The 26,638-nt window shown below is 72.0% G+C and carries 27 protein-coding genes; 18 read left to right on the top strand and 9 right to left on the bottom strand.

All coding sequences use genetic code 11. The features are described 5' to 3' along the window. Positions 1–121 precede the first annotated feature (121 nt). The 3 genes from BLW86_RS14965 to BLW86_RS14955 are packed head-to-tail and all read left to right on the top strand — an operon-like array spanning position 122 to position 3,273. Positions 122–946: a L,D-transpeptidase gene (locus tag BLW86_RS14965; RefSeq protein ID WP_256341318.1), complete on the top strand. Its 825-nt coding sequence runs from the start codon at positions 122–124 to the stop codon at positions 944–946. Between the two features lie 20 nt (positions 947–966). After that, the gene (gene alr, locus BLW86_RS14960) at positions 967–2,115 is read left to right on the top strand and encodes an alanine racemase (RefSeq protein WP_093874518.1); all 1,149 of its coding nucleotides are present in this window, start codon (positions 967–969) and stop codon (positions 2,113–2,115) included. 6 nt (positions 2,116–2,121) lie between these two features. Then, entirely contained in the window at positions 2,122–3,273 is a 1,152-nt protein-coding gene (locus BLW86_RS14955; protein ID WP_093874517.1) for an alpha/beta fold hydrolase, read from the top strand. Here the strand turns inward: BLW86_RS14955 and BLW86_RS14950 are convergent. Further along, a complete protein-coding gene (locus BLW86_RS14950) occupies positions 3,200–4,519 on the bottom strand; it encodes an RNA-guided endonuclease InsQ/TnpB family protein (RefSeq protein ID WP_256341317.1) in 1,320 nt (439 codons plus the stop codon). The two genes, BLW86_RS14955 and BLW86_RS14950, sit on opposite strands and share 74 nt — an antisense overlap. Positions 4,520–4,668: 149 nt before the next feature. Between BLW86_RS14950 and tsaE the strand changes: the two genes are divergently transcribed. Together tsaE and BLW86_RS42000 are read left to right on the top strand one after the other, a co-directional pair. After that, positions 4,669–5,187 carry a tRNA (adenosine(37)-N6)-threonylcarbamoyltransferase complex ATPase subunit type 1 TsaE gene (gene tsaE / locus BLW86_RS14945; protein WP_093874516.1) on the top strand — a complete coding sequence of 173 codons (519 nt, stop codon included), beginning with the start codon at positions 4,669–4,671 and terminating at the stop codon, positions 5,185–5,187. A 110-nt stretch (positions 5,188–5,297) separates the two neighbouring features. Next, entirely contained in the window at positions 5,298–5,456 is a 159-nt protein-coding gene (locus tag BLW86_RS42000; protein WP_177181658.1) for a hypothetical protein, read from the top strand. A gap of 58 nt (positions 5,457–5,514) precedes the next feature. Here BLW86_RS42000 and BLW86_RS14940 read toward each other — a convergent pair whose 3' ends face one another. After that, positions 5,515–6,081 carry a hypothetical protein gene (locus tag BLW86_RS14940; RefSeq protein WP_371129498.1) on the bottom strand — a complete coding sequence of 189 codons (567 nt, stop codon included), beginning with the start codon at positions 6,079–6,081 and terminating at the stop codon, positions 5,515–5,517. Between the two features lie 96 nt (positions 6,082–6,177). On the opposite strand from BLW86_RS14940, the gene tsaB reads away from it, so the two are divergent. From tsaB to BLW86_RS14900, 8 genes are all read left to right on the top strand, one after another. Next, the gene (tsaB, locus tag BLW86_RS14935; RefSeq protein ID WP_093874514.1) at positions 6,178–6,834 is read left to right on the top strand and encodes a tRNA (adenosine(37)-N6)-threonylcarbamoyltransferase complex dimerization subunit type 1 TsaB; all 657 of its coding nucleotides are present in this window, start codon (positions 6,178–6,180) and stop codon (positions 6,832–6,834) included. Between the two features lie 32 nt (positions 6,835–6,866). Further along, positions 6,867–7,331, top strand: coding sequence for a ribosomal protein S18-alanine N-acetyltransferase (gene rimI, locus BLW86_RS14930; RefSeq protein ID WP_190157691.1), 465 nt, complete (start codon positions 6,867–6,869; stop codon positions 7,329–7,331). Continuing rightward, complete coding sequence (tsaD, locus tag BLW86_RS14925; protein WP_093874513.1) at positions 7,331–8,431, top strand: tRNA (adenosine(37)-N6)-threonylcarbamoyltransferase complex transferase subunit TsaD; 1,101 nt, start codon at positions 7,331–7,333, stop codon at positions 8,429–8,431. Before rimI ends, tsaD begins: the two co-directional genes overlap by 1 nt. Further along, on the top strand, positions 8,428–8,682 hold the full coding sequence (locus tag BLW86_RS14920) for a hypothetical protein (RefSeq protein ID WP_093874512.1): 255 nt from the start codon (positions 8,428–8,430) through the stop codon (positions 8,680–8,682). The genes tsaD and BLW86_RS14920 overlap by 4 nt, the downstream gene beginning before the upstream one ends. A 61-nt stretch (positions 8,683–8,743) precedes the next feature. After that, entirely contained in the window at positions 8,744–9,592 is an 849-nt protein-coding gene (locus BLW86_RS14915) for a polysaccharide deacetylase family protein (protein WP_093874511.1), read from the top strand. Positions 9,593–9,690: 98 nt separating this feature from the next. After that, a complete protein-coding gene (locus BLW86_RS14910; RefSeq protein WP_093874510.1) occupies positions 9,691–10,056 on the top strand; it encodes a YciI family protein in 366 nt (121 codons plus the stop codon). Positions 10,057–10,120: 64 nt separating this feature from the next. Then, on the top strand, positions 10,121–11,326 hold the full coding sequence (locus tag BLW86_RS14905) for an RNA polymerase sigma factor (protein WP_093878676.1): 1,206 nt from the start codon (positions 10,121–10,123) through the stop codon (positions 11,324–11,326). An 89-nt stretch (positions 11,327–11,415) separates the two neighbouring features. Continuing rightward, positions 11,416–12,081, top strand: a complete 666-nt coding sequence (locus BLW86_RS14900; protein ID WP_093874509.1) for a hypothetical protein — start codon at positions 11,416–11,418, stop codon at positions 12,079–12,081. Here BLW86_RS14900 and BLW86_RS14895 read toward each other — a convergent pair. Then, a complete protein-coding gene (locus tag BLW86_RS14895; RefSeq protein WP_093874508.1) occupies positions 12,020–13,210 on the bottom strand; it encodes a THUMP-like domain-containing protein in 1,191 nt (396 codons plus the stop codon). The genes BLW86_RS14900 and BLW86_RS14895 overlap by 62 nt on opposite strands. A 100-nt stretch (positions 13,211–13,310) precedes the next feature. Between BLW86_RS14895 and BLW86_RS14890 the strand changes: the two genes are divergently transcribed. The 4 genes from BLW86_RS14890 (at position 13,311) to groL (ending at position 16,690) form a co-directional block, all read left to right on the top strand. Then, positions 13,311–14,261 (top strand): polysaccharide deacetylase family protein, encoded by a 951-nt coding sequence (locus BLW86_RS14890; RefSeq protein ID WP_256341316.1) that lies wholly within the window; start codon positions 13,311–13,313, stop codon positions 14,259–14,261. After that, entirely contained in the window at positions 14,258–14,497 is a 240-nt protein-coding gene (locus BLW86_RS14885; protein WP_093874507.1) for a hypothetical protein, read from the top strand. Before BLW86_RS14890 ends, BLW86_RS14885 begins: the two co-directional genes overlap by 4 nt. Before the next feature lie 146 nt (positions 14,498–14,643). Next, the gene (gene groES / locus BLW86_RS14880; RefSeq protein WP_010471835.1) at positions 14,644–14,952 is read left to right on the top strand and encodes a co-chaperone GroES; all 309 of its coding nucleotides are present in this window, start codon (positions 14,644–14,646) and stop codon (positions 14,950–14,952) included. A 109-nt stretch (positions 14,953–15,061) separates the two neighbouring features. After that, entirely contained in the window at positions 15,062–16,690 is a 1,629-nt protein-coding gene (gene groL / locus BLW86_RS14875) for a chaperonin GroEL (protein ID WP_093874506.1), read from the top strand. Between the two features lie 76 nt (positions 16,691–16,766). Here groL and BLW86_RS14870 read toward each other — a convergent pair whose 3' ends face one another. Next, the gene (locus tag BLW86_RS14870; protein ID WP_093874505.1) at positions 16,767–17,465 is read right to left on the bottom strand and encodes an ester cyclase; all 699 of its coding nucleotides are present in this window, start codon (positions 17,463–17,465) and stop codon (positions 16,767–16,769) included. A 73-nt stretch (positions 17,466–17,538) separates the two neighbouring features. Between BLW86_RS14870 and BLW86_RS41995 the strand changes: the two genes are divergently transcribed. Beyond that, positions 17,539–21,108, top strand: a complete 3,570-nt coding sequence (locus BLW86_RS41995; RefSeq protein WP_177181656.1) for a hypothetical protein — start codon at positions 17,539–17,541, stop codon at positions 21,106–21,108. A gap of 41 nt (positions 21,109–21,149) precedes the next feature. Here BLW86_RS41995 and BLW86_RS14860 read toward each other — a convergent pair whose 3' ends face one another. The 5 genes from BLW86_RS14860 to BLW86_RS14840 form a co-directional block, all read right to left on the bottom strand. Continuing rightward, positions 21,150–22,169 carry a hydroxyacid dehydrogenase gene (locus tag BLW86_RS14860; protein ID WP_093878674.1) on the bottom strand — a complete coding sequence of 340 codons (1,020 nt, stop codon included), beginning with the start codon at positions 22,167–22,169 and terminating at the stop codon, positions 21,150–21,152. An 18-nt stretch (positions 22,170–22,187) separates the two neighbouring features. Continuing rightward, a complete protein-coding gene (locus BLW86_RS14855) occupies positions 22,188–23,039 on the bottom strand; it encodes a carbohydrate ABC transporter permease (RefSeq protein WP_093874504.1) in 852 nt (283 codons plus the stop codon). Next, positions 23,036–23,980, bottom strand: a complete 945-nt coding sequence (locus BLW86_RS14850) for a carbohydrate ABC transporter permease (RefSeq protein ID WP_093874503.1) — start codon at positions 23,978–23,980, stop codon at positions 23,036–23,038. The genes BLW86_RS14855 and BLW86_RS14850 overlap by 4 nt, the downstream gene beginning before the upstream one ends. Positions 23,981–23,984: 4 nt before the next feature. Further along, positions 23,985–25,301, bottom strand: a complete 1,317-nt coding sequence (locus tag BLW86_RS14845; RefSeq protein ID WP_093874502.1) for an ABC transporter substrate-binding protein — start codon at positions 25,299–25,301, stop codon at positions 23,985–23,987. A 100-nt stretch (positions 25,302–25,401) separates the two neighbouring features. Further along, a complete protein-coding gene (locus tag BLW86_RS14840; RefSeq protein WP_093874501.1) occupies positions 25,402–26,535 on the bottom strand; it encodes a substrate-binding domain-containing protein in 1,134 nt (377 codons plus the stop codon). Between the last annotated feature and the right edge of the window lie 103 nt (positions 26,536–26,638).

Genomic DNA, 26,638 nt, shown 5'->3' with positions numbered 1-26,638 from the left:
CGTCGGGTCCACCCCCACTCGGCCGAACACCGTTGACCCAGCCGTGGGTTCCCGCGCGCTGCCGGGGCGGCGGGCGGATTGGGTGGGTGGGGTGACCCGTTGGAGAAGTCGTACCGCGCCCTTGTCGTTCGTCCTCGCCGCCTCGCTCGCGTGGGGGTCCGTCGCCTTCGCCGCCCCTCCGGTCGGCGATCCCGATCCGCTCGTGCCCGGGGTCGTCGGGGCCGGGTCGGCCGAGTATCCGATGGACACGCCCGATCAGGTGCTGCCGCCCCTCCAGCCGGAGGGCGACGTCCCCGTGCCCGAGCCCGAGGAGGAGGTCGACGAGCTGGTCGAGTACCTGCCGCGCAGCGCCGTCGGAGCCGCCTGCACCGCGAAGGCGAGCACCTATCAGCGGCAGGTCGAGCGGCTGCTGGGACTGCGGGTCGACGGGAAGCAGTCCGCCGCCGACTGCCGGGCGATCCGCGCCTTCCAGGTGAAGGAGAAGATCAAGCCGGCCGCCGGGTACGCCGGGCCCGTGACCTGGGCCCGCGCCGAGCTGCTCGCCGCCCGGAAGAACCTCGACCCGGGCCGGCGCTGCCCGGTGAAGACGCACGCCGTCGCCTGCGTCGACCTCGACCGCCAGCTCATGTGGGTGCGAAAGGGAAAGAAGGTGACGTACCAGGTCGTCAACGTACGGACCGGGCGGCCCGGTTACGCCACCCGCACAGGCTGGCACACCGTCTACTGGCGCCACAAGGACCACTGGTCGTCCGTCTACGACACCCCCATGCCGTACGCCCAGTTCTTCAGCGGGGGCCAGGCCTTCCACGCCGTCTACGGGCAGCTCGCCACGCCCGGCGGCAGCCGTGGTTGCGTCAATCTGAGCTACGCCGACGCGCGGAAACTCTGGGGCGTCCTCCGTAAGGGTGACCGGGTCTACATCTGGGGAAAGCGGCCCGGGCGCTGACACCTGAGAGACTGGGCGCGATGACTGAGACACCTCCGCCCCCCAGGGCCCGCGCCGAGATCGACCTCGGCGCGCTGCGTGCGAACGTCCGCACGCTGCGCGCCCGCGTCGCCCCCCACGTCCGGATCATGGCCGTGGTCAAGGCCGACGCGTACGGACACGGCGCCCTGCGCTGCGCCCGCGCCGCCCTGGACGCGGGCGCGGACTGGCTCGGCACGGCCACCCCGCACGAGGCGCTCGCGCTGCGCGCCGCCGGGATCACGGACGTGCCCGTCCTGTGCTGGCTCTGGACTCCCGGGGACCCCTGGGAGCAGGGCGTCGAGGCCGGTCTCGACATCTCCGTCAGCGGGATGTGGGCCCTGGACGAGGTCGTCGAGGCGGCCAGGGCGGTCGGGAAGACCGCCCGGATCCAGCTCAAGGCCGACACCGGTCTCGGCCGCAACGGCTGCCAGCCCGCCGAGTGGCCCGAGCTGGTCGGGGCCGCCCTGAAGGCGGAGGTCGACGGACACGTGAAGGTGACCGGCCTCTGGTCGCACTTCGCCTGCGCCGACGAGCCGCACCACCCCTCCATCGCCGCCCAGCTCGACGTCTTCCGCTCGATGCTGGACCACGCCGAGCAGGCGGGCGTCCGGCCCGAGGTCCGGCACATCGCGAACTCCCCGGCCACCCTCACCCTGCCCGAGGCCCACTTCGACCTGGTCCGGCCGGGCATCGCGATGTACGGCGTCTCGCCGAACCCCGAGCTCGGCACCTCCGCCGAGCTCGGCCTGCGGCCCGTCATGTCGCTCAAGGCGAGCTTGGCGCTGGTCAAGCACGTGCCCGCCGGGCACGGGGTGAGCTACGGGCACCACTACGTCACCGAGGGCGAGACCACCCTGGGGCTCGTCCCGATGGGGTACGCGGACGGGGTGCCCCGGCACGCCTCCGGACGCGGCCCGGTCCTCGTCGGCGACCGGGTCCGCACGGTCGCCGGACGCGTCGCCATGGACCAGTTCGTGGTCGACCTCGGCGGGGACACCCCCGAGCCCGGCACCGAGGCCGTGCTCTTCGGCCCCGGCGACCGGGGCGAGCCGACCGCCGAGGACTGGGCGGTGGCCGCCGACACCATCGCGTACGAGATCGTCACCCGGATCGGGGCGCGCGTCCCGCGGGTCTATCTGGGGGAGTAGCCCGCCATGGCCGAGTCGAGCGGGAGCAGCTGGCGACGTGCCGGCTTCGCCGGTGCCGCGATAGGCGTCCTCGCCGCCGGAGCGGCCGCCGGGGTGGCCGTCGAGCGGCTCACCGTCGGCCGTTCCGTACGGCAGAAGGCGCGGCTCGCCCTGGATGCCACCGGCCCGTACGGCGGGCTGCGCGGCACGCCCGGCCGGGCGCTCGCCGACGACGGGACCGTCCTCCACTACGAGGTGGACGAGGTCGAGCGGGAGGCCTCGTCGGCCGGCCGCCGCCGACGGCTCTTCGGGCGGAAGGAACCCGCCCCCGTCACCGTCGTCTTCAGCCACGGCTACTGCCTCAACCAGGACTCCTGGCACTTCCAGCGGGCCGCGCTGCGCGGACTCGTCCGCACCGTCCACTGGGACCAGCGCAGCCACGGCCGCTCCGGGGCCGGGCCCGACGGGGTGCCCGTCTCCATCGACCGGCTCGGCCGCGACCTCAAGGCCGTCCTCGACGTCGCGGCGCCCGAGGGGCCGCTCGTCCTCGTCGGGCACTCCATGGGCGGCATGACGGTGATGGCGCTCGCCGAGCAGTACCCGGAGCTGATCCGCGACCGGGTCGTCGGCGTCGCCCTCGTCGGCACCTCGGCGGGGAAGCTGGCGGAGGTGTCGTACGGGCTGCCGCTCGCCGGCGTCAACGCCGTCCGGTGGGTCCTGCCGGGCGTCCTGCGGGCCCTCGGCTCCCAGGCGGAGCTGGTCGAGCGCGGGCGCCGGGCGACCGCCGACCTCTTCGCGGGGCTGATCAAGAAGTACTCGTTCGCGTCGAAGGACGTGGACCCGGCGGTCGCCCGCTTCGCGGAGCGGATGATCGAGTCGACCCCGATCGACGTGGTCGCCGCCTTCTACCCGGCCTTCGCCGAGCACGACAAGGCCGCCGCCCTCGCCGTCTTCAGCGAGCTGCCGGTGCTCGCGCTCGCCGGGGACAACGACCTGGTCACCCCCAGCTCGCACACGGAGGCCATCGCCGGCCTGCTGCCGGACGCGGAGCTCGTCATCGTCCCGGACGCGGGCCATCTGGTGATGCTGGAGCACCCGGAGGCGGTCACCGACCGGCTGGCCGACCTGCTGGTGCGGGCCGGTGCCGTCCCGGCCGGGGAGCCCTTCCGCACGAGCTAGATTTGCCGGTGTGACTCCTCCCCGGCGTGGGTGCCGGGGCTTCTCGCTGTGCCGGTGAGGCTTCGCGACGGGCCAGCCCGGCCCGTAGGACGTTCAGGGCGCCCACTGTGTCCGCGTGCGCGCTGTGGCCACAGGCGGTGCAGTGGAACCTTTCCTGGGTGGGCCGGTTCTCCGCTGAGACGTGCCCGCATTCAGGGCAGGTTCGGGAGGTGTTGCGGGGGTCGACGGCGATCACTTCCCGTCCGGCGCTCTCAGCCTTGGCGTGCAGGATCGTCAGGAACACCCCCCATCCGGCGTCGGCGATCGATTTGTTCAGCCCGGCCTTGGCAGTGGCCCCGTTGGGCAGGAAGGCATCCGGCCTCTCGGGGTCTGGCGTTGGCGCGGGGGCCCTGCTCATCTTGCGGATCTTGGGGTCTTCGTGCGCGATGAGGTCGTGTTCCCGCACGAGGTCGAGTGCGGTCTTGTGCGCATGGTCCAGTCGTTGCCGACGAACCTTGCGGTGCAGATCACCGATCTTCGCGGCGACCTCCTTACGCCGGTTGCTGCCGCGCTTGCACTGGGCGAGGGCCTGCTGTGCGGCTTCGAGCTTTGCGGCTGCCTTACGGCCGTGGCGCGGATTGGGGACGAATCTGCCGTTTGAGTCGGCAAGGAAGTTGGCGATGCCCAGGTCGATTCCGGTCACAGAGCCAGTCGCGGGCAGCGGGTCTGGCGCGGTTCGCTCAGCGGTGAGGACCACGTACCAGCGGCGGCCTTCACGCTTCACCGACACGGTCTTGACCTTGCCGACGACCAGGCGGTGCCGGTTGACCTTGATATGCCCGATGCCCTGGAAGCGGACGCGGGTGACGGAGTCGTGCGGGGTGGAGTCCCACCGGCAGCCGTCCCCGTCCTTGGGGAAGACGACGGTGGCGAACCGGTTCATCCCGCGAAAACGCGGGTAACCAGGGACATCCCCGGACCTGATTCGGCGGAAGAACGCGGCGAACGCCTTGTCGAGTCGACGCAGGGTGGCTTGCTGAGAGGGGAACGACCAGCGACCTTGGCGCTCCGGGTCGAACGCCCGGATCTCCTTGAGCTGGGCCGACTGCGTCTCGTACGTGACACTCGTCTTCGACACATGCCGCCAGGCGTCACGGCGCTCCTGCAACGCCCCGTTGTAGAGCGAGCAGTGATCCCTCAGCATCTCGCCGAGCGCGACCTGTTGGCCCGTGGTGGGCCGCATCAGGAACTTGTACGTACGAATCACCCCGGCCCACCCCCTTGCCGTCACCGTAGTGCAGGCTACCGACGGAAACTGTCCTCCTGGCGACAAGTCGCCACTCATCGAAGGTCGCCCGTCCGAGGTTCACATGGCCGCCGGACCCGAGGGCCGGGATTCCCTGCGAAAATCAAGGGATGGAAGCAGCGCACCAGCCCGTCTCCGGCGCCCCCCGGTCCGTCGGCGCCACCCTCTCCGTCGAGTCCCCGCAGCAGATGCAGGAGCTCGGCCGTCGGCTCGCGAAGATCCTCCGCCCCGGCGACCTCGTGATGCTCACCGGTGAGCTAGGCGCCGGGAAGACGACCCTGACCCGCGGCCTCGGCGAGGGGCTCGGGGTGCGGGGCGCCGTCACCTCCCCGACCTTCGTCATCGCCCGCGTCCACCCGTCCCTGGTCGGCGGCCCGGCGCTGGTCCACGTCGACGCGTACCGCCTCGGCGGCGGGCTCGACGAGATGGAGGACCTCGACCTGGACGTCTCGCTGCCCGAGTCCGTGGTCGTCGTCGAGTGGGGCGACGGCAAGGTCGAGGAGCTGACCGACGACCGGCTGCACCTCCTCATCCACCGGGTGACCGGCGACACCGACGACGACCGGCGCACGGTCGTGCTGCGCGGGATCGGCGCGCGCTGGGCCGAGGAGGACCTCGCGCTGGTCTGAACGCCCGTAGGTTCCGACAACGTGTCGGGAAGGTGTTGCGTGGGTCCCACGAGCCGTGGTCACATGGATGCACGAGCTGGTTAGGTGTACCTAACCTACGGGAGGCATGCATGGCGACGCCCGAACGCGCGGAAACCGCCCGGGACCACGTCCCGATGAGTGAGCTGCTCGCGTCCTGCGCGGCCGCCCGAGCCCTCTCGACCCCACCGCCGGAGCCGTCCGGGCAGGGAGAGGAGGAGGAATCCGCCGTGCGGGACGAGGCGGCGTAGGGCCTGTCGGACCCTGATCCGCGGGACGAGCCCCAGGCCCACGGCCCGGACGTGCGGGTCAGGCGACGACGACGACCTTCGCGCCGATCACCGCGAACGTCCACATCACGTCGCCGTCGGCCCGCTTCATCCGGATGCCGCCGGTCTTCCGCTCCGGGTCCGGGGACGGCGTCGAGCCGTCGACCGCCGCGCTGAAGCCGATCGCCACGTCCTGGGCCGTCGCGAACCGCACCACGTGCTCGATCTGCACGCCGTCCGAACCGCGCACCGAGCCCGAGCGCGAGGTCACCGTGTACGCGCCGGGGACCGGGTCGACCGTGCTCGGCCACACCTTGAACGTACGGCTCGCCTTGCCCGTCCCGTCCACGAGCCACACCCGGCGGTCGGCGAGCGAGTACACCACCCGCTCGCCGCTGCCCGAACCGAAGGGGACGGCGAGGGGATCCTTGGCCGGCTGCTTCGGGCCGCCGCTCGGCGAGATCGCGGGGGCGGCCGTGCCCGACGTCCGCGGCTTCGCCGACAGATCGGCCGGCGCGTTCGCCGAGGCCTGGTAGGCGAGGACGCCGACCGCGACGACGGCCGCCGCGGTGAGCCCGGCCACGAATCCCGAGCTGCTCCTTGCCACCGTGCCCACCTCTCGTACGTACGTATCGAAGGGTGACGGTAGCAGCCGGCACCCCGAGGTTCGGGGCAGCATGCCCGGGAGCCGTAGGCTGTTCGCGTGCTGTTGCTCGCCATGGATACCGCCACCCCCGCCGTCACCGTCGCCCTCCACGACGGCGAGGCCGTCGTCGCCTCGTCGAGTCAGGTCGACGCCCGCCGCCACGGGGAGCTGCTGCTGCCCGCCGTCGACCGCGTCCTCCACGAGGCCGGGCTGAAGCTCGACGCGGTCACCGGGATCGTCGTCGGCGTCGGCCCCGGCCCGTACACCGGCCTCCGGGTCGGCCTCGTCACGGCCGCGGCCTTCTCGTCGGCGCTCGGGGTGCCGGTGCACGGCCTGTGCACCCTCGACGGCCTCGCGTACGCCTCCGGGATCGACGGGCCCTTCGCCGTCGCGACGGACGCGCGCCGCAAGGAGGTCTACTGGGCGCGGTACGAGGACTCCCGCACCCGCGTGGGCGACGCGGCCGTCGACCGGCCCGCCGACATCGCCGAGGAGCTCGCCGGGCTCCCCGTCGTCGGCGCGGGCGCCCGCCTCTACCCCGAGGCCTTCCCGGACGCCCGCGACCCCGAGCACCAGTCGGCCGCCGCGCTCGCCGGGCTCGCCGCCGAGAGGCTCGCGGCCGGCGGGGACGGCTTCCTCGACCCACTGCCGATGTACCTGCGGCGCCCCGACGCGCAGGTGCCGAAGAACTACAAGGTGGTCACCCCCAAGTGAGCGCCGCCGTGACCGGGGCCGTGCTGCGCGAGATGCGCTGGTGGGACATCGAGCCCGTGCTCGCGCTCGAGGCCGAGCTGTTCCCCGAGGACGCCTGGTCCGAGGGGATGTTCTGGTCGGAGCTCGCGCACGCCAGGGGGGAGCGGGCCACCCGTCACTACGTCGTCGCGGAGGACCCGTCCGACGGCCGTCTCGTCGGGTACGCCGGGCTCGCCGCCGCCGGCGGACTCGGCGACGTGCAGACGATCGCCGTCTCCCGCGACCAGTGGGGCACGGGCCTCGGCGCCCGGCTCCTCACCGACCTGCTCAAGGAAGCCACCGCCTTCGAGTGCGAGGAGGTCCTCCTCGAAGTGCGCGTGGACAACACCCGGGCCCAGAAGCTCTACGAGCGCTTCGGCTTCGAGCCCATCGGTTTCCGGCGCGGCTACTACCAGCCGGGCAATGTCGACGCGCTCGTGATGCGACTGATCGTTCAAGGAACTGGGACTGAGATCTGATGGCTGCTGACGAACCGCTGGTACTCGGCATCGAGACCTCCTGCGACGAGACCGGCGTCGGCATCGTCCACGGGACCACGCTCCTCGCCGACGCCGTCGCCTCCAGCGTCGACACCCACGCCCGCTTCGGCGGCGTCGTGCCCGAGATCGCCTCCCGCGCCCATCTGGAGGCGATGGTCCCGACGATCGAGCGCGCCCTGAAGACGGCCGGGATCTCCGCGAAGGACCTCGACGGCATCGCCGTCACCGCCGGACCCGGCCTCGCGGGCGCCCTGCTCGTCGGCGTCTCCGCCGCCAAGGCGTACGCCTACGCGCTGGGCAAGCCGCTCTACGGCGTCAACCACCTCGCCTCGCACATCTGCGTCGACCAGCTGGAGCACGGCAAGCTGCCCGAGCCGACGATGGCCCTGCTCGTCTCCGGCGGGCACTCCTCGCTGCTGCTCTCCACCGACATCACCTCCGACGTGCGGCCGATGGGCGCCACCATCGACGACGCGGCCGGCGAGGCCTTCGACAAGATCGCCCGCGTCCTCGACCTCGGCTTCCCCGGCGGTCCGGTCATCGACCGGCTCGCCAAGGAGGGCGACCCCGAGGCGATCGCCTTCCCGCGCGGCCTCAGCGGCTCCCGCGACCCCGCCTACGACTTCTCCTTCTCCGGCCTCAAGACCGCCGTGGCCCGCTGGATCGAGGCCAAGCGGGCGGCCGGCGAGGACGTGCCCGTACGGGACGTGGCCGCGTCCTTCCAGGAGGCGGTCGTCGACGTGCTCACCCGCAAGGCCGTCCGGGCCTGCAAGGACGAGGGCGTCGACCACCTGATGATCGGCGGCGGCGTCGCCGCCAACTCGCGGCTGCGGGCCCTCGCCGAGGAGCGCTGCGAGCGCGCCGGGATCCGGCTGCGGGTGCCGCGCCCCGGCCTGTGCACCGACAACGGCGCGATGGTCGCGGCCCTCGGCTCCGAGATGGTCGCCCGGGGCAGGGCGGCCTCCGACCTGGAGCTGTCGGCGGACTCGTCCCTGCCGGTGACGGACCCCCACGTGCCGGGTCATGCCCACGACCACGACCACGTGCACGAGGTCAGCAAGGAGAACCTGTACTCGTGAGGCTCACGCTCATGTGGGAGGCCAGGGCCGCGCAGGACCGGGGCGCCGAGCTCCTGGAGTGGGCGCGGGCCCAGGTCCTCGCCCGTGAGCCGGTCCGCCGGGAGCTCTTCCGGGCCCCGCAGGACCGGGTCCTCGTCCTCACCTGGTGGGAGGCGGAGACCTTCGACGCCGAGCTGCCCGAGCTGCCGGAGCCGGCCGCGGAACTGATCACCCGTCCGGTCCACCGCTGGCGATTCGAATCGGTCGAATAAGAATCGGTCGAATAAGCGGAGATCGAGCAACCTTTCGATCCTCTGGGGCATCCCACAGCGCGTGAAGAAGACGATCGCGCTGTGGGCGGCCCTGACCACCGTCGCTCTCCTGGTGACCGGCTGCACGGTGGAGGAGCCCTCCGCGGCCGCCGCCCCGACGGCTTCCCCGTCCACCGCTCCCACCAGGGAGGCGGGGCGCAAGGCGCCCGAGGCCCCGGGAGCCGCCGCTGCCGCCGCGTACCGGAGATGGGGCCTGAAGCCCTTCGCCGCCCCGCCCGCCCCGCCCGCGGTCAAGCCCGTGGTCCGCGCGGCCGGCGGACCGGTGCCCGTCATCAGCGAGATCCCCACCCGCGAGAAGATCGTCTTCATCACGATCGACGACGGGGCCGAGAAGGACCCCGAGTTCGTCCGGATGATGAAGGACCTCCAGGTCCCGGTCACGATGTTCCTCACGGACGCCGCCATACGCGCCGACTACGCGTACTTCGCGCCGCTCCTCGCCCAGGGCCACGGCCTCGCCAACCACACCCTCACCCACCCCGACCTGCGCACCCTCTCCCCGGAGGCCCAGCGCCGGGAGATCTGCGGCCAGCAGACGAAGCTGAAGCAGCGGTACGGCACGACCCCGCGGCTCTTCCGGCCGCCGTACGGCAACTGGAACGAGGCCACGCGCGCGGCGGCGGGAGAGTGCGGTCTCGACGCGATCGTGCTGTGGCGCGAGTCCATGCAGATCAAGAACATGCAGTACCAGCGCGGCGACCGGAAGCTGCACCCCGGCGACATCATCCTGGCCCACTTCCGGGGCCCGTCCGAGCTCAAGGGCCGGACGATGACCGAGATGACGGCGACGCTGCTGCGGAAGATCCAGGAGCAGGGCTTCACCGTGGCCCGCCTGGAGGACTACGTCTAGAAAGATCTCCGGGCGCGGTGTCGATGCGGACGGATCCCGTTCGACGTATGTGTGGACGGCGGGGAACGGCCCCGCCCACCGCACACCGAGGAGTCGTCATGCCCCGCTTCCTGTCCCTCGTCCGCATCGAGGAGAACACCATCGACATGGAGAGCGCCGACCCCGGCTTCGAGCAGCGCATGGGCGCCCTCTTCGAGGAGATCACCAAGGCCGGCGCCATGGTGGACACGGCCGGTCTCAAGCCCACCGCCGAGGCCACCCGGATCAGCTGGTCGGACGGGAAGCTGTCGTTCACCGACGGCCCGTTCACCGAGACCAAGGAGGTCGTCGGCGGCTACGCGATGCTCCAGTGCAAGGACATGGCCGAGGCCGTCGAGTGGGGGAAGCGGTTCCTGGCCGTCCACCCGCCGCACTGGAAGGTCGGCCTGGAGGTCCGCGAGGTCGAGGAGATGCCGGAAGGCTGACCCGCGCTGTGCTGTCATGTGAGACGTGACGGTGGTGGAGAGCACGCTGGAGACGGTCTTCCGGATGGAGTCGGCGCGGATCATCGCCACGGTGACGCGGATCGTCCGTGACGTCGGCATCGCCGAGGAACTCGCGCAGGACGCCCTCGTCTCCGCCCTGGAGCAGTGGCCGAGGTCGGGCGTCCCGGACAACCCGGGAGCCTGGCTGACGGCCGCCGCGAAGCACCGCGCCGTCGACCTCGTGCGGCGCCGCGAGACGTACGCCCGGAAGCTCGCCGAGGTGGGCCGGACGCTCGACGAGGAGTCGTACGACCCCGAGCCGTCCGGCCCCGGCGACATCGACGACGACGTGCTCCGGCTCGTCTTCACCACCTGCCACCCGGTGCTCTCCGCCGACGCCCGCGCGGCGCTCACCCTGCGGCTCGTCGGCGGGCTGCGGACGGACGAGATCGCCCGCGCGTTCCTGGTGCCCGAGGCGACGGTCGCGGCGCGGATCACCCGCGCCAAGCGGACGCTCGCGAAGGCGGCCGTGGCGTTCGAGGTGCCGTACGGGGAGGAACGGGCGGCCCGGCTCGGCTCCGTCCTGGAGGTCGTCTACCTGATCTTCAACGAGGGGTACGCGGCGACCGCCGGCGACGACCTGCTCCGCCCCGGCCTGTGCGAGGACGCCCTGCGGCTCGCCCGGGGCCTGGCCGCCCTGATGCCGGGGGAGAGCGAGGTGCACGGCCTCTGCGCGCTCCTCGAACTCCAGGCCTCCCGCACCCCCGCCCGCACCGGCCCCGACGGGCTGCCGGTGCTCCTCGCCGACCAGAACCGCAGCCGCTGGAACCGGCTCCTCGTGCGCCGCGGGTACGCCGCCCTCGCCCGCGCCGGGGACGGCCGCGCCTACGGGCCGTACGCCCTCCAGGCCGCGATCGCCGCCTGCCACGCGCGGGCCGCCTCGTACGAGGAGACGGACTGGGCGACCATCGCCGCGCTCTACGGCCGGCTCGGCACCCTCACGCCCTCCCCGGTGGTCGAACTGAACCGCGCGGTCGCCGTGTCGATGACCGAGGGCCCCGCCGCGGCCCTCGCCCTCGTCGACGCCCTCGTCGGCGAACCGTCCCTCGCCCGCTACCACTTGCTCCCGAGCGTCCGCGGCGACCTGCTCACCCGGCTCGGCCGGACGGAGGAGGCCCGCGCGGAGTTCGAACGCGCGGCCGCGCTCACGAGGAACGAGAGCGAGCGGGAACTGCTGCTGGGCCGGGCCCGGAAGTCGGCCGATCCGTAGGACAGTCGGGTGCGATGACGGGAGCCCGCGCGGAGGAGACCCAGGGGGCGTCCGGTCGTCTCGGCGAGGCGCCCCTTAGGGTGCTGGGCATGTCCCCGCGCACCCCGCTTCCTCCTCCGCCCCCGCCCGCCGAACTCCAGAGCTGGCCCGACCGGGAGGCGCGGCTCGCCGACCGGGCGCTGGCGCTCGACGCACTCGGCAGGCGGCTGCTCGGCGGCGGGCGGCTCGCGCTGTTCCTGCTCTGGTTCCTCCTGCTCGAACTGGGCTGGTCGCTGATCGGCGTGCTGCTCATCGAGATCGGCGCGCCGCTCCCCGACCCGATGATGACGATGCTCGGGCTCTTCGCGGCGGTCCCCGGCATCGGCATCTTCGTCCCGGCCGTGTGGCTGACCGTCCGCAGCCTGCGGCGCGACCGGACCGTCCGTGAGCGCCTCGTGCTGTGGGCGGCCCTCGACCGGCACGGTCCGACGGACGCCCGGCTGCGCGCCCCCGTCCTCAGCGTCTGCTGGCTGCTGCTGTCCTTCGCGATGTGCGGGACCGGCCTCTGGCTGGGCTTCGCGGTCCCGGCGGGCGCCGACCGCGACGACGGCTACGGCCTGGTCGCGTACGGCATGGGCGTCGCCCTGATCCTCTGGGTCACGGGGCTGACCGGACTGGCGAAGGCCGTCGGCCACTACCGCTTCGCGGTGCGGCTCACCGCCCACCGCCCGCGGGCCGGCCGATCAGCATCGTCGGGGCTCCCGCGACCCGAGTGAGCAGCACCGTCGCCGCGTGGGGACCCTTCGGCTTCACCTTGCGGCGGATCTCCTCGGGTTCGACCGCCGAGCCGCGCTTCTTCACGGTGAGGGTGCCGACCTCGCGCTCCCGCAGCAGGGCCTTCAACTTCTTGAGGTTGAAGGGGAGTTCGTCGGTGATCTCGTACGCGGTGGCGTACGGCGTGGGGACGAGCGCGTCCGCCGTCACGTACGCGATCGTCTCGTCGATCAGACCGCCGTCCAGCTCCTCGGCCACCTCGGCGACGAGGTGCGCGCGGATCACGGCGCCGTCCGGCTCGTACAGATAGCGGCCGACCGGGCGGACCGCCGGATCGGGCAGCCCCCGGCCGATGAGCCCGGCGCCGGAGGGCAGCAGCGTGGCCCGGCGGGCGCCCGGCTCCGTGCCGAACCAGAGCACGGCCTCCTTCACGTCCCCGCCGTCCGAGATCCACTCGGCCTCGGCCTCCTCGGGGACCGCCTCGTGCGGGATGCCCGGCGCCACCTTCAGGGCGGCGTGCGGCGCCCGGCGGGCCGCGTCGATCGCCCAGGAGAGCGGCGGGGAGTACGCCTCGGGGTCGAAGATCCTGCCCCGGCCGCCGCGCCGCGCCGGATCGACGAAGACCGCGTCGTACGGGCTGGTGTCGATCTCGGTCACGTCCGCGCACCGCACCTCGATCAGCTCCGAGAGGCCGAGTGCCGCCGCGTTGGCCCGGACCGCCTCGGCGGTCAGCGGGTCCCGGTCGACGGCGAGGACGGAGATCCCGGCGCGGGCCAGGGCGATCGCGTCGCCGCCGATCCCGGAGCAGAGGTCCGCGACGCCGCGGACGCCGAGCGCCTTGAGCCGGGCCGCCCGGTACGTGCCGACCGAGGCGCGGGTCGACTGCTCGACGCCGTTGGGCGTGAAGTACATCCGGTACGCGTCCTCGGCGCCGAACTTCGCCACCGCCCGCTGCCGCAGCCGCGCCTGGCCGAGGGCCGCGGTGACGAGTTCGGCGGGGTGGTCGCGGCGCAGCCGGGAGGCGACCGCCAGCTCCTGGGCGGGGTCGTAGTCGCGCAGGGCGGCGAGGAGCGTCTGCCCCTCGGGGGTGAGCAGGGCGGCGAAGGAGGCGAGGTCGGTCACCCGTCCCATTCTGGGGCCTGTGGGGCTGTGGGCCGCCCGGGGGACGGGGGGTGCGGTACGGCGGTGTCGTGGCCCGGAAGGGGCTCTCGCGCTGACAGGATGCGGCGCCATGCAGCTCGTACGACAAAAGGACCAGATGATGGCAAAAGGTGTGCACCGCTCCCGCCGGACGCTCGGGGCGGCGCTCGCCGTGGCCGCCCTCGCCTCCGCCGCCACGGCCTGCTCCGGCAGCGCCGAACCCGAGCGCGGCGCACCCGCCCCCGCCCCCGCCGCCGCCGGACAGCAGGCCCCGGCCGCCGGCGCCCTCAACGCGTACGTCGAGAGGGTCCGCGCGCAGCGCGCCGCCCGCGTGCTCGCCGCCAAGAAGTGGGGCCTCGCCAAACCCCCGCTCGAAGCCCCCGCCCCACCCGCCGTCAAGCCGAGGATCACCACCCGCAAGGGCTTCGAGACGGACGGCGAGGGACTGCCGCCCGTCTTCACCACCGTGCCGACCAAGCAGAAGGTCGTCTTCCTGACGATCGACGACGGCGCGGAGAAGGACCCCCAGCTGCTCAAGATGATGAAGGAGCTGCGGATCCCCTACAGCGCCTTCCTCAGCGACTACCTCGTCAAGGACGACTACGGCTACTTCGCGAAGATGCAGAAGTCGCAGGAGTCCGGCGTCTCCCTGCACAACCACACCCTCCACCACCCCTACCTGCCCGCACTCTCGTACGGCGAGCAGAAGCACGAGATCTGCGGCATGCAGGACGTCATCGAGAAGCGGTTCGGCAAGCGGCCCCCGCTCTTCCGCCCGCCGTACGGCAACTACAACGAGGACACCCTGCGCGCCGCGAAGAGCTGCGGCGTCAAGGCCGTCCCGCTCTGGGCCGCCGAGGCCTTCCCCGACCACATGGAGTGGCGCGAGTGGGACCGGGACCTGCACCCCGGCGACATCGTGCTCACCCATTTCCGCGGCAAGGAGGACTGGAAGGGCACCATGCCGGACATGATCCGCCGTGTGATGAACGTGATCACGTCCAAGGGGTACGCGGTGGCGAAACTCGAGGACTACGTATGAGGTGGGTCGCCGCTCTCGCCGTGACCGGAGCGCTCCTCGCCCTCCCGGCCTGCGCCTCCTCGGTCGACCCGATCGAGCGGCTCGGCCGGAAGGCGGCGGAGCGGGTGAACCCCCGCCCCTCGCCGGTCCAGCACGTGCGGGCGGCGGTGGACGCGAAGCGCTGCGAAGAGGCCCGGGCGCCCCGTACGGTCACGCCACGGAGCGATGAATTGGCACTCCGCTTGACCGAGTGCTAATCGCGGTCATAGTCTCGGCTCTGGCACTCCCCACTGGAGAGTGCCAACACAGCGACGGGCAGGTCCGGCACCCGCGACGACGGATCCACCTGGTCGCCACCTCAGACAGTTAACCCCGTGAGATCTCCGAAGGGGGAGGTCGGATCGTGACGACCACCAGCTCCAAGGTTGCCATCAAGCCGCTCGAGGACCGCATTGTGGTCCAGCCGCTCGACGCCGAGCAGACCACCGCCTCTGGCCTGGTCATTCCGGACACCGCCAAGGAGAAGCCCCAGGAGGGCGTCGTCCTGGCCGTGGGCCCGGGCCGCTTCGAGAACGGCGAGCGTCTGCCGCTCGACGTCAAGACCGGCGACATCGTGCTGTACAGCAAGTACGGCGGCACCGAGGTGAAGTACAGCGGCGAGGAGTACCTCGTCCTCTCGGCTCGCGACGTGCTCGCGATCGTCGAGAAGTAATTCACCGAAGTACCTGAAGCAGATGCTTTGAGCTGCGCCCCGAGGCCCCTTCCAGGCGCCCCGGGGCGCGGTTCGTTCCACCCCATTCCGAGAGGGCTGAACCGCTCCCATGGCGAAGATCCTGAAGTTCGACGAGGACGCCCGTCGCGCCCTTGAGCGCGGCGTCAACAAGCTTGCCGACACGGTGAAGGTGACGATCGGCCCCAAGGGCCGCAACGTCGTCATCGACAAGAAGTTCGGCGCCCCCACCATCACCAACGACGGTGTCACGATCGCCCGCGAGGTCGAGATCGAGGACCCGTACGAGAACCTCGGCGCCCAGCTCGTGAAGGAGGTGGCGACCAAGACCAACGACATCGCGGGTGACGGCACCACCACCGCCACCGTGCTCGCCCAGGCCCTGGTCCGCGAGGGTCTGCGCAACGTCGCCGCCGGCGCCTCCCCGGCCGCCCTGAAGAAGGGCATCGACGCCGCCGTCAAGGCCGTCTCCGAGGAGCTCCTCGCCACCGCGCGCCCGATCGAGGACAAGTCCGACATCGCCGCCGTCGCCGCGCTCTCCGCGCAGGACCAGCAGGTCGGCGAGCTCATCGCCGAGGCGATGGACAAGGTCGGCAAGGACGGTGTCATCACCGTCGAGGAGTCCAACACCTTCGGCCTGGAGCTCGACTTCACCGAGGGCATGGCCTTCGACAAGGGCTACCTGTCCCCGTACATGGTCACCGACCAGGAGCGCATGGAGGCCGTCCTCGACGACCCGTACATCCTGATCAACCAGGGCAAGATCTCCTCGATCCAGGACCTGCTGCCCATCCTGGAGAAGGTCATCCAGGCCGGCGCCAGCAAGCCGCTCCTGATCATCGCCGAGGACGTCGAGGGCGAGGCCCTCTCCACCCTCGTCGTCAACAAGATCCGTGGCACCTTCAACGCCGTGGCCGTCAAGGCCCCCGGCTTCGGTGACCGCCGCAAGGCGATGCTCGGCGACATGGCCACCCTCACCGGCGCCACCGTCATCGCCGAGGAGGTCGGCCTCAAGCTCGACCAGGCCGGTCTCGACGTGCTGGGCACCGCCCGCCGCGTGACGATCACCAAGGACTCCACCACCATCGTCGACGGTGGCGGCAACGCCGAGGACATCGCCGGTCGCGTCGGCCAGATCAAGGCCGAGATCGAGTCCACGGACTCCGACTGGGACCGCGAGAAGCTCCAGGAGCGCCTCGCGAAGCTCGCCGGCGGCGTCTGCGTCATCAAGGTCGGCGCGGCCACCGAGGTCGAGCTCAAGGAGAAGAAGCACCGTCTGGAGGACGCCATCTCCGCGACCCGCGCCGCGGTCGAGGAGGGCATCGTCTCCGGTGGTGGCTCCGCGCTCGTCCACGCCGTCAAGGTCCTCGAGGGCAACCTCGACAAGACCGGTGACGAGGCCACCGGTGTCGCCGTCGTCCGCCGCGCCGCCGTCGAGCCGCTGCGCTGGATCGCCGAGAACGCCGGCCTCGAGGGCTACGTCATCACCTCGAAGGTGGCGGAGCTGGAGAAGGGCAACGGCTTCAACGCCGCCACCGGCGAGTACGGCGACCTGGTCAAGGCCGGCGTCATCGACCCGGTGAAGGTGACGCGCTCCGCCCTGGAGAACGCCGCCTCCATCGCCTCCCTCCTCCTCACCACCGAGACCCTCGTGGTGGAGAAGAAGGAAGAGGAGCCGGCGGACCACGGTCACGGCCACGGTCACGGCCACTCCCACTGAGGCGGCTGACTGACAGCCGAGGCCCGGTGCTCCCGTCGCGGGAGCACCGGGCCTCGGCGTTTCCGCCGGACAGGCCCTACGCCTCCACGGCTCCGAGCTGCTCCATCAGCCCGAGCAGGTCGTACTGCCACCAGCCCTCGACGGCCTTGCCGTCCTCCCGGAAGCGGTGGACGACCATCCCGGTCATGCTCACCTCCATCCCGGTCGGCTGGATCCCCATGAAGTCGCCGACATGGGTGCCGTTCCAGGTCCAGCGCGTGCAGACCCGGTCGCCGTCGGCGATCTGGTCCTCCACGGTGAAGGCGAAGTCGAAGGCCGCCCGCCACATCTCCGCCTCGCGCCGCAGCGCGTCCATGCCGTACGAGTCGTTCGGCGTGCTCGGATCGTGGTCGTGGTACCCCTCGGCGAACACCTCGTCCAGCGGCGGAAGCTCCCCCGGCTCCGAGAGCAGCTCGAAGAACCGGCGGGAGGCCGCCTTGTACATCTGCTCGTCCCGGACCACGTCCAGGTCGGTGAAGGTCGGCATCTCGTCACAGAGCGCGACCATCTCCCGGAAGATCCGGTCGGTCTCGGGGAGCTGCGAATTCTGCATGGCCACGTCGTACGAGGGGAACTCGACGATCTCCACGACGTGAGAGCCGTCGGAACGGTCCTTGCCGACGATGCTGTGCGTCGCGGTCCGCTTGCCCTTGGTCTGCTCGACCCACCGGTCCATGAGCCGGTTCAGGTCGTCGACCCGGCTCGTCTTGCAGTCGATGATCTGCACGAATGTCATGACGCCTCCCGACCCAGGTAGGACCTTTCCAGTCTAGGTCCGGGCGCGGGAGATGCCCTGGCAGCATGGGGGCATGGAGCGGGGGATCAGCGTCGACAACGGCGCCGGGAACGTGGTGATCGGCGACGGGAACTGGGTGGGAGCCGGCGGGCCGCCGGTCCGGTCGGCCTACCGCGAGCGGGTCCTCATCAGCGCGCCGTCCGAACTCATCGACAGAGAAGCGGAATTGGCGGAGCTCGCGGCCTTCGGCCTGACGGGACAGGGTTGTCTGTGGTGGCGGGCCGACGCATGGGCCGGGAAGACCGCGCTGATGGCATGGTTCGCCCTCCATCCCCCACAGGGCGTACGCGTCGTTCCCTTCTTCGTCACCGCTCGCTGGAGCACCCAGAACGACGTCGACGCATACGTGGACGTCGTCCTTGAGCAGCTCGCGGAACTGGCAGGACAAGGGATGCCGGCGTCGCTCACCTCCGCGACCAGGGAGGCTCACCTCCTGGGTCTGTACGCCCTGGCCGCCCGCGCCTGCGCCGAGCGCGGCGAGCGGCTCGTCCTCCTCGTCGACGGCCTCGACGAGGACCGGGGGGTGACGACGGGCCCCGACGCCCACTCGATCGCCGCCCTCCTCCCGTACGACCTCCCGGTCATCGTCTCCGGGCGCCTCAACCCGCCGCTCCCGCCCGACGTCCCCGAGGACCACCCGCTCCGGACGTCCGCGACCGTACGGATCCTCGCCCCGTCCCCGGCCGCCCGCGTGATCCGCTCCGAGGCGGAGCGCGAGCTCAAGGGCCTCCGGGACGCCCGTGGACTCCCGCGCGACCTGCTCGGTCTGCTCACGGCGGCGGGCGGCGGCCTCACGGCGGACGACCTCGTGAAGCTGACCGGGGGAGATGCGTACGAGGTTCGGGACCTCCTGCGCACGAGCGCCGGCCGCACGTTCACACGGGTCGGTGACGCGTACCTCCTCGCGCACGAAGAGCTCCAGCTCCTGGCGGCGGAGATACTCGGGCCGCGGGCAGTGGACCGGTACCGGGACGTCGTGCACGCGTGGGCGGAGGAATGGCGGTCCCGGGGCTGGCCGGAGGACACCCCCGCGTACCTCTTGCACGGCTGGCTCTCCTCCTTGCGCGCGGGTGGCGATCTGGAGCGGATGGTGCGGTGCGCCCTGGACGGCGCACGGCATGACCGGCTCCTCGCCGCGACGGGTGGGGACTTGGCGGCCCTGACGGAGATCGAGAAGACGGAAGCCGCCCTCATCGACGCGGGCGTACCGGACTTCCTTCAGTTCCTGCGCCTGGTGATCGCCCGTGAGGAACTCGTGGACAGGAGCGACAGCATCCCGCCGACGCTGCCGTGGGCCTGGGCGAAGCTGGGCCGTTACGACCGGGCGGAAGGCCTCGCGCGGAGCATCGTCAGCGACGACTGGCGGGCGCGGGCCCTTGTGGACGTGGCGCTGCGACTCCACGAAGCCGGTCGTCGGGGCGAGGCCGGCTCTCTGCTGAGCGCCGCGCTGGAAGCCGCGACGCTGTGCGACAACGTACGGGGCGACGAGCGGGATCGGGCGCTGGAAGCGGTCAGCCGTGGCCGGGCGCATGTCGGCCTGTACGACGAGGCCGTCGAGTCCGCTCGTCTGGTGGAGCGCCCGTGGAGGAGGGCGGAACTGCTCTGCGAGGTGTCCCGTGTGTGGGTGGCGTCGGGCGAGCACGAGCGGGCCCATGCCCTCTGCCGGGCCGAAGCGGACACGACGGCCCGGGCGCTGTTGCTGGCCACGGCGGCCGCGGGCCACGCCGAGCGGGGGGATGTCGAGCAGGCCCTGCGGCTCGCGGAGGAGGCGGGGCCCGAAGGCGAGATCCTGCCCTGGGTCCACATCGCAGCGGTCCTCCTGCGGGCCGGTGACGGGAGGGCGGCCGAGTTGCTGGACCGCGTGGACGCGAGGGTCCGCGTGTCACCCGTTCTCGCCGGTGTGGTCGACACGCTGGCGGAGGCCGGAGAATACGAGCGGGCCACGTCCGCTGCGGGGTTGTTCGACACACCGGAGTCGCGCGGCTGGGCCTTGTGCGACGTGGTCGCCGCTCTGGTGACCGCCGGCCGGCGGGATCAGGCTCGTACGCTCGCGGAGGCGATCGAGGACGTCGAGGCCCGGGGATCCGCCCTGCGCGAGGTCGTGCGCGGTCTCGCCGCGGACCCCACGGCCGATGACGCGGACGGCCTGAGGGCCGCCGAGGAGCTCGCCCGGTCCATCGACGACGACGGGGAGAGGGAGCGCGCTCTGCGCACCGTGGTGGAGGCGCTGGTGGAGGCGGGCGAGTTCGACCGGGCGGAGGCCCTCGCGCGCGAGGGCGCCCCGTTCAAGTCGTTGTCCCGGGAACCGCTGGGCGTCGTCGTCGAGGCGCTGGCGCGCTCCGGTGACCTGCGCCGAGCGCGTGAGCTCGCGCCTGACGTGCCCTACGGCAACGGTGGATTCGCGTTGGTACGAGGCGTGGTGGAGGCCTGCTCCGACGGCGGCGGGCGGCCCGAGGCCGTCGCAGCCGCGGCGGAGGTGGTGGCGGAGGTGGAGGGCCGGGCCAGGGCGGATTCCCGGGCGGGGAGGCTCGATCCCTTTCATGCGGCGCTCGTCCTGGCGGAGGAGGGCTTCGCCGACCTGGCCCGTGGTCTGCTGGACGGTGTCGAGGACAGGATCGCGCGGGCGAGCGATCTCGACGAGGACGGAACCGTCCCGATCGGCCTGGGGATCCACGCGGCTTCGGCGGTCGAGGCCCTGGTCCGGCTGGGGGAGTTCGACCGTGCCGGCGCGCTGGTGCGCCGGCTCAAGGCTCTGCCGTCGACTGTGGTGGCGGTCTCGACGGCGGTGGGGCACCTCTCCCGCTCGGGACTGTTCGCGCAGGCCGAGGCGGTCGCGGACGCCCTGGGGGACAAGGAGAGGGAGCACCTGTGGAGCGTCCTGGCCGAGGGGGCGGCCGACCACGGGGATCCGGTGACGGCGGAAGCGTACGCACGGCGCGTCACCACGGCGCACGACCGTGTCCGCGCCTGGACCGCGGTCGCGGTGGCCTACGCCCGGGCGGGGGACGCGGAGCGGGCCGGCAGCTGCCTGGACGAAGGGCTGTCCCACTACGAACAGGGACCCTATGCCTTCATCGCCGTCCCGGGCACGGTGCGCGCCTTCTTCGAACTGGGCGAGGAGGAGGCAGGGGACGGGCTTCTCGCGGACGTCGTCTCCGGTGCGACGGACACGTCCCACTGGACGGTCTCCGTGCTCCTCGCGGAGACCGTCCGCGCACTCGTGGCGGCGGGCGAGTACGACCGCGCGTGTGACTTCGTACGGTCCCTCCCGGACGAGGACGGCACCCTCCACGTGTGGATCGCGCTGGTCATGGCGCTCGCGGAGGCCGGTGAGCATGCCAGGGCGGCTGCCGAAGGGCGGTCGAGGGGACTGCCGGGCGATGCGGCGGGCGCCGGTGAAACGCCCTTCGGGCTGGGGCGGCTGGTCCGGGTCGTCGAGCCCGCGAGCGGACGGGTGCTGCTCGCGCGGCTCCTGCGGAAGCACTGTCTCCAAGACCTCCTCAAGGACGTCCTGCACCTCGAACCCGCCGCTGCTCCCTTCGTCTTCGAGGCGTGCGCACCCGGGGCTGCGAAGCAGGCGTGAACCCGGGTCGCCCTGCTGTGGAGGACGGTCCCGGAAGGCCCCTACGCCGAGCGCTGGAGGTCTGAGGCCCGTACCTCCTCCGCGAACGGCTCGCCGTGGGCGTACCGCGCCACCTCCTCAAGCGCCTGGTCCGCCATGCGGTGGAGTTCGTTGCCGAGGGAGCCGGCGACGTGGGGGGTGAGGAGGACGTTCGGGAGGGTCCACAGGGGGGAGTCGGGGTGGGGGAGTTCCGGGTCCGTCACGTCGAGGATCGCGTGGAGGCGGGCCGAGACGAGGTGGGGGAGGAGGGCTGCTTCGTCGACGAGGGAGCCTCGGGACGTGTTGATCAGCGTCGTGCCGTCCGGCATCGCGGCGAGCTGCGCCGCGCCGATCATGTGGCGCGTGGACGGGAGCTGCGGGGCGTGCACCGACACGACCGTGCTGCGGGCGCACAGGTCGTCGAGGCCGGTCAGTTCCGTGCCGGGCGGCGGGGTCTTCACGTACGGGTCGTAGAGAAGGATCTCGAAGTCGAAGGGGCTCAGGAGTTCGACGACCCGGCGGCCGATGCGGGACGCGCCGACGATGCCGATCGTGCGGCGGTGGTTGCCCCAGTCGGCGGACTCCTCCAGCCAGGCGTGGTCGGTGCGGAGCGACGCGTACTGCTGGGCGGAGCGCAGGACTCCCTTCCCGGCGAAGAGGATCGCGGCGAGCGTGTACTCGGCGACCGGCAGCGCGTTGGCGGCGGCGGCCGAGGTGACGCGCAGGCCCCGCTCCCAGCAGGCGTCGGTGATGTGGTGCTTGACGGAGCCCGCCGCGTGGACGACCGCCTGGAGCCGTGGGGCCCGGGCCAGGACCTCGGCCGTGAGCGGCGTCGCTCCCCAGCAGGTCAGGAGGATCTCGGCCTCGGCGAGCGCGGCGGCGGCCCGCGGGTCGGGGGCGGTCAGGTCGTGGGCCACCAGGTGGGGGTCGGTGTGCGCGAGGTGGGTCAGGAGGGTGCGGTGGGCGGGGGTGAGGAGGCGTTCGTCGACTCCCGGGCCCATCGCGAGCAGGAGCGTCGGGCGGTTGTCAGTGGTGGGGTGCATGGTGGTCACAGGCCTTCCTCACTTGACGCTGCCGGCCGTCAGGCCGGCCTTCCAGTGGCGCTGGAGGGAGACGAAGGCGATGACGAGGGGGACGACGGCGAGCAGGGATCCGGTGACGACGAGGGGGTAGTAGTCGGGTTCGGCGTGGGCGTTGCTGTTCCACGCGTACAGGCCGAGGCTCAGCGGATAGAGCTTCTGGTCCGAGAGCATCACCAGGGGGAGGAAGAAGTTGTTCCAGACGGCGGTGAACTGGAAGAGGAAGACGGTCACGAAGCCGGGCATGACCATGCGCAGGCCGATGGACCAGAAGACGCGCATCTCCCCGGCGCCGTCGATACGGGCGGCTTCGAGGGCCTCGTCGGGGATGTAGCCGGCGCAGAACACCCGGGAGAGGTAGACCCCGAAGGGGTTGACGAGGACCGGGATCAGGACCGCCCAGTAGGTGTTGACGATGCCGACCTCGCTGGCGAGGAGGTACATCGGCAGGGCGAGCGCGGTGGTGGGGACGAGCACGCCCAGGAGGACGAGGCCGAAGAGCTTCTCCTTGCCCCGGAAGTCGTAGACGTGGAAGGCGTATCCGGCGGCGACGCTGACCAGGGAGCAGGCGAGGGCTCCGAGGCCCGCGTAGAGGAGGCTGTTGGCGTACCAGTGGAAGTAGATGCCGTCGTTGTACTCGGCGATCCGGGAGAGGTTGCCGCCGAGGTCGAAGCCCTCGAAGGAGAAGGCGTTTCCGGCGAGGAGGCCTCCGGCGTCCTTGGTGGCGGCGGTGAGCAGCCAGACCAGCGGGAAGAGCATGTAGACGACGGCGAGGACGAGGGCGCCGTTGACCGCCGCCTTGGACAGCCATCGGTGGGGGGAGCGGTTGCTCATGCCGGCTGCTCCTTCCGTGTCCTGACCGCCTTGCGTGCGGCGCCCGCCGCGCTCGCCGCGCCCGCCTTGCGGCGGCCCGTCAGCCGGGTCACGGCGAAGGAGAGCAGCGCCGCCGTCAGGGCGAGGAGTACGGAGGCCGCGGCGGCGAGTCCGTAGTCGTTGCGGTCGAAGGCCGCGGTGTAGGCGTACATGTTCGGCGTCCAGGTGGAGGTGACGGCGGAGCCGGTGCCCTTGTTGAGGATGAGCGGCTCGGTGAAGAGCTGGAGGGAGCCGATGATCGTGAAGAGGCCGACCATCGCGAGCGAGGACTTGATGAGCGGGACCTTGATGGCGAAGGCGATGCGCCAGGCGCTCGCGCCGTCGACGGTGGCGGCTTCGAGGACGGAGCGGTCGATGGCCTGGAGGGCGGCGTAGAAGATGACCATGTTGTAGCCGAGCCACTCCCACAGGGCGATGTTGACGACGGAGGGCAGGGTGCCTTCGGGGGAGAAGAAGTCGAAGCCGACGCCTCCGGCGTCCATGGCCTGCACGACCGGGCTGAGCTGGGGCGTGTAGAGGTAGACCCAGATCAGGGCGGCGATGATGCCGGGGACGGCGTGCGGCAGGAAGAGCGCGAGCTGGAAGAAGCGGCGGGCGCGGGCGAGTGCCGAGTCGAGCAGGAGGGCGAGGCCGAGGGCTCCGGCGAGCAGCAGCGGGATGTAGAGCAGGCAGTATCCGAGGAGGACGCCGAAGCCTTCGAGGAAGGCCCGGTCACCCAGCGCCGCGGTGTAGTTGTCGAGGCCGGTGAAGACGGTCTCGGTGCCGCCGAAGCCCAGTCCGGACTGCTTCTCGGTGAAGAGGCTGAGCCAGACCGCGTATCCGATCGGCACCACCATCACCGCGGTGAACAGGACGAAGAAGGGGGTCAGCAGGAGCGTGGCGGCGCGGGTGCGGGCCTTCATCCGGTCAGCCCTCGACCTTCAGGCCGCGCTTGGTGAGTTCGGCGACGGTGGCGTCGTGGCCGGCCTTGACGGCGTCGGCGATGGACGGGCCGCCCTGGGCGATCTTGCCGAACCTGTCCTTGATCGCGGTGTTGGTGGTGCCGGTGGTCGGGCCCCAGGACCAGTTGGGGTTGATGGAGGCGCCGGCGGACTCGAAGAGGGCGTAGATGTCCTGGCCGCCGTAGTAGCCGGCGTCGAAGGCCTTCTTGGCGACCGGGCGCAGGGCCGCGGCGGCGGGGAAGGCGGAGGAGGTGCCGGAGGCGATCCGGGCCTTCACGCCCTCCTCGGTGGTGGACATCCATTCGGCGAAGGCGACGGCGGCGGCCTTCTGCCTGCTGTCCTTGGTGACGGCGAAGGAGGTGCCGCCGAGCATGCCGCTGGCGGGCTTGCCGTCCCAGGTGGGGACGGGGGCGACGGCCCACTTGCCGCTCAGCTCGGGGGCGTTGCCCTTGAGGACGCCCGCTCCCCAGGAGGCGCCGAGGTAGCCGATGGTGGTGCCGTTCTTGAGGGAGCCGACCCACTCGGGGCTGAAGGAGGCGTCCTTGTGGACGAGGTCGGCGTCGAGGAGGCCCTGCCAGTAGGCGGTGACCTTGGTGGTGGCCGGGTCGGTGGTGTTCACCTTCCAGGTGTCGTTCTCGGCCTTGAACCACTGGGCGCCGGCCTGCCAGGCCATGGCTTCGAAGGTGGTGGGGTCGTCGGGGAAGAAGGTGGCGATGCGGGCCTTGGCGTCGGCCTTCTTGACCTGCTCGGCGGCCTTCTTGAACGCGTCCCAGGTGGTGGGGACCTGGAGCTTGTACCGGGCGAAGAGGTCCTTGCGGTAGAAGAAGGCCTGCGGGGCGGCGTCGAAGGGGACGGCCCAGGACTTCCCGCCGAGGGTGGTGAGTTCGACGGACTGCGGGAGGAGCTTGGCGCGGTCGGCCTCGGTGAACTGGTCGCCGATGTCCTGGAGGGCGCCGGAGCTCACGAACTCGGGGAGCGAGGAGTACTCGATGGAGACCAGGTCGGGGGCGTTGCCCGCCTTCACGGCGTTGGAGATCTTGGCGTAGCCGCCGGCGGTGCCGGAGGGGATCTCCTCGAACTTCACCTGGATGTCGGTGTGGGAGGCGTTGAAGGCGTCCACGACGTCCTTGGAGCCCTTGGCCCAGCCCCAGAAGGTGATGGTCACCGGCCCCTTCGGCTTGCTTGCGGTGTCGTCACCGCCGCCGCCGCAGGCCGTGAGGACGGCCAGGGCGGTGGCGGTGCCGGCTATGACGCGGGACGTTCTGCTCCAAGTACGGGACACGGCGCGGCTCCTGAAGGCGGGCGGCTGGAGGTTGTGGCCGTGATCCTGTGACCGTTCATGACCGAAGTCAAGAGCGAAAGATTGATTGATCGAAAATAGATCAGACCGAAGGTGTGGATCCGCCCGTGGAGCCCCCGGTGGAGACCCCGGTGGAGCGCGCCCCGCACGAGTCCCGCACCCGCAGCCACGGCAGCAGGCTCAGATGCCGCCGCGCGGCCTCCTCCTCGGACCCCTCGGTGAGCCGCTCCACGAGCAGCTCCGTGGCGTGCCGTCCCACCTGCCGCTTCGGCGGCGCGACCGCCGTCAGCGGGGTGTCGGCGAGGGCGGCGACCTCGTCGTCGTACGCGATCAGGGCCAGGTCCTGAGGCACCCGCACGCCCAGATCGGCCAGGCGCTGCACGATCTCGATCGCGTCCACGTCGTTGTGGACCAGGGCCGCGCTCGCCAGACCCGAACCGACGGCCTCGTGCAGCGCCCGCACCGCCCGCTCGAAGCCCTCCGGGTCCGCCTCGGCCGGTACGGAGTCGATGACCGGGCGCGGCTCCTTCAGGCCCAGCGTCCCCAGCGCCTCGGCGTAGCCCGCGCGCACCGCCAGCGCGGTCGGGGAGTCCCGGCGGGCCACGAGCAGCGGGGTCGCGTGGCCGAGCGAGAGCAGATGGCGCAGGGCGAGCAGCACGCCGTGGGCGTGGTCGGAGGAGACCCGGTCCAGGCCGTCGAGCGGACTTCCGGGCTCGGCGCGGCGCTCCAGGAGCACGGCCGGCACGGGCAGTTCGGCCAGCCAGTCCCCGTACGCGAGCCGGTCCTCGGGCCCCCGCCAGCCGGGCGCGACGAGGACGCCCTCGGCGCCCGCCGCGAGGAGGCCCTCGGTGCGGGCCCGGTCCTCCTCCGGCCGGTAGTCGGAGATCCGCAGCACGAGCCGCGCCCCGGCGCGGGCCGCCGCCTCGTGCGCCCCCCGGATGACCTCGGCGAAGTAGTACGTGGCGGAGGGGGCCAGCAGGCCGAGGACCAGGCCCTCGCCGGGGCGTCCGCCGCCGGGCGCGCCCTGCCGCTGCGGCCAGGAGACCTGGCCGTGCACCCGGTCGAGCAGGCCCCGGCCGGCCAGGACCTCGACGTCGCGGCGGGCGGTGACGGGGGAGACCCCGAGGCGTTCGGCCAGTTCGGAGACGCGGGCGGTGCCGCGCTCGCGCACCAGGGCCAGCAGTCGGTCGTGTCGTTCGGCAGCACTCTCGCGCACGGCGCGGTTCCCCCTCGCGGTGGTGGTGGTCCGTCGACCCGGTGGTGCGGCGGTTCCAGTGGATGCGTCGGCTCCAGTGATCCGTCGACCCCGGGGTGGGTCA

Source organism: Streptomyces sp. TLI_105, from assembly GCF_900105415.1.
In the GTDB taxonomy this organism is placed as follows: Bacteria; Actinomycetota; Actinomycetes; order Streptomycetales; family Streptomycetaceae; genus Streptomyces.
This window is presented reverse-complemented; position numbering and strand designations above follow the sequence as displayed.

Bases quoted from the DNA above. Each gene is read 5' to 3' on its own strand.
- BLW86_RS14910 (WP_093874510.1), top strand. From the start codon at position 9,691: ATGCCCCGCTTCCTGTCCCTCGTCCGCATCGAGGAGAACACCATCGAC.
- alr (WP_093874518.1), top strand. From the start codon at position 967: ATGACTGAGACACCTCCGCCCCCCAGGGCCCGCGCCGAGATCGACCTC.
- tsaD (WP_093874513.1), top strand. From the start codon at position 7,331: ATGGCTGCTGACGAACCGCTGGTACTCGGCATCGAGACCTCCTGCGAC.
- tsaE (WP_093874516.1), top strand. From the start codon at position 4,669: ATGGAAGCAGCGCACCAGCCCGTCTCCGGCGCCCCCCGGTCCGTCGGC.
- BLW86_RS14955 (WP_093874517.1), top strand. From the start codon at position 2,122: ATGGCCGAGTCGAGCGGGAGCAGCTGGCGACGTGCCGGCTTCGCCGGT.
- rimI (WP_190157691.1), top strand. From the start codon at position 6,867: ATGCGCTGGTGGGACATCGAGCCCGTGCTCGCGCTCGAGGCCGAGCTG.
- groL (WP_093874506.1), top strand. From the start codon at position 15,062: ATGGCGAAGATCCTGAAGTTCGACGAGGACGCCCGTCGCGCCCTTGAG.
- BLW86_RS14895 (WP_093874508.1), bottom strand. From the start codon at position 13,210: ATGGGACGGGTGACCGACCTCGCCTCCTTCGCCGCCCTGCTCACCCCC.
- BLW86_RS41995 (WP_177181656.1), top strand. From the start codon at position 17,539: ATGGAGCGGGGGATCAGCGTCGACAACGGCGCCGGGAACGTGGTGATC.
- BLW86_RS14905 (WP_093878676.1), top strand. From the start codon at position 10,121: ATGGAGTCGGCGCGGATCATCGCCACGGTGACGCGGATCGTCCGTGAC.
- BLW86_RS14885 (WP_093874507.1), top strand. From the start codon at position 14,258: ATGAGGTGGGTCGCCGCTCTCGCCGTGACCGGAGCGCTCCTCGCCCTC.
- BLW86_RS42000 (WP_177181658.1), top strand. From the start codon at position 5,298: ATGGCGACGCCCGAACGCGCGGAAACCGCCCGGGACCACGTCCCGATG.
- BLW86_RS14900 (WP_093874509.1), top strand. From the start codon at position 11,416: ATGTCCCCGCGCACCCCGCTTCCTCCTCCGCCCCCGCCCGCCGAACTC.
- BLW86_RS14890 (WP_256341316.1), top strand. From the start codon at position 13,311: ATGCAGCTCGTACGACAAAAGGACCAGATGATGGCAAAAGGTGTGCAC.
- BLW86_RS14850 (WP_093874503.1), bottom strand. From the start codon at position 23,980: ATGAAGGCCCGCACCCGCGCCGCCACGCTCCTGCTGACCCCCTTCTTC.
- BLW86_RS14870 (WP_093874505.1), bottom strand. From the start codon at position 17,465: ATGACATTCGTGCAGATCATCGACTGCAAGACGAGCCGGGTCGACGAC.
- BLW86_RS14860 (WP_093878674.1), bottom strand. From the start codon at position 22,169: ATGCACCCCACCACTGACAACCGCCCGACGCTCCTGCTCGCGATGGGC.
- BLW86_RS14855 (WP_093874504.1), bottom strand. From the start codon at position 23,039: ATGAGCAACCGCTCCCCCCACCGATGGCTGTCCAAGGCGGCGGTCAAC.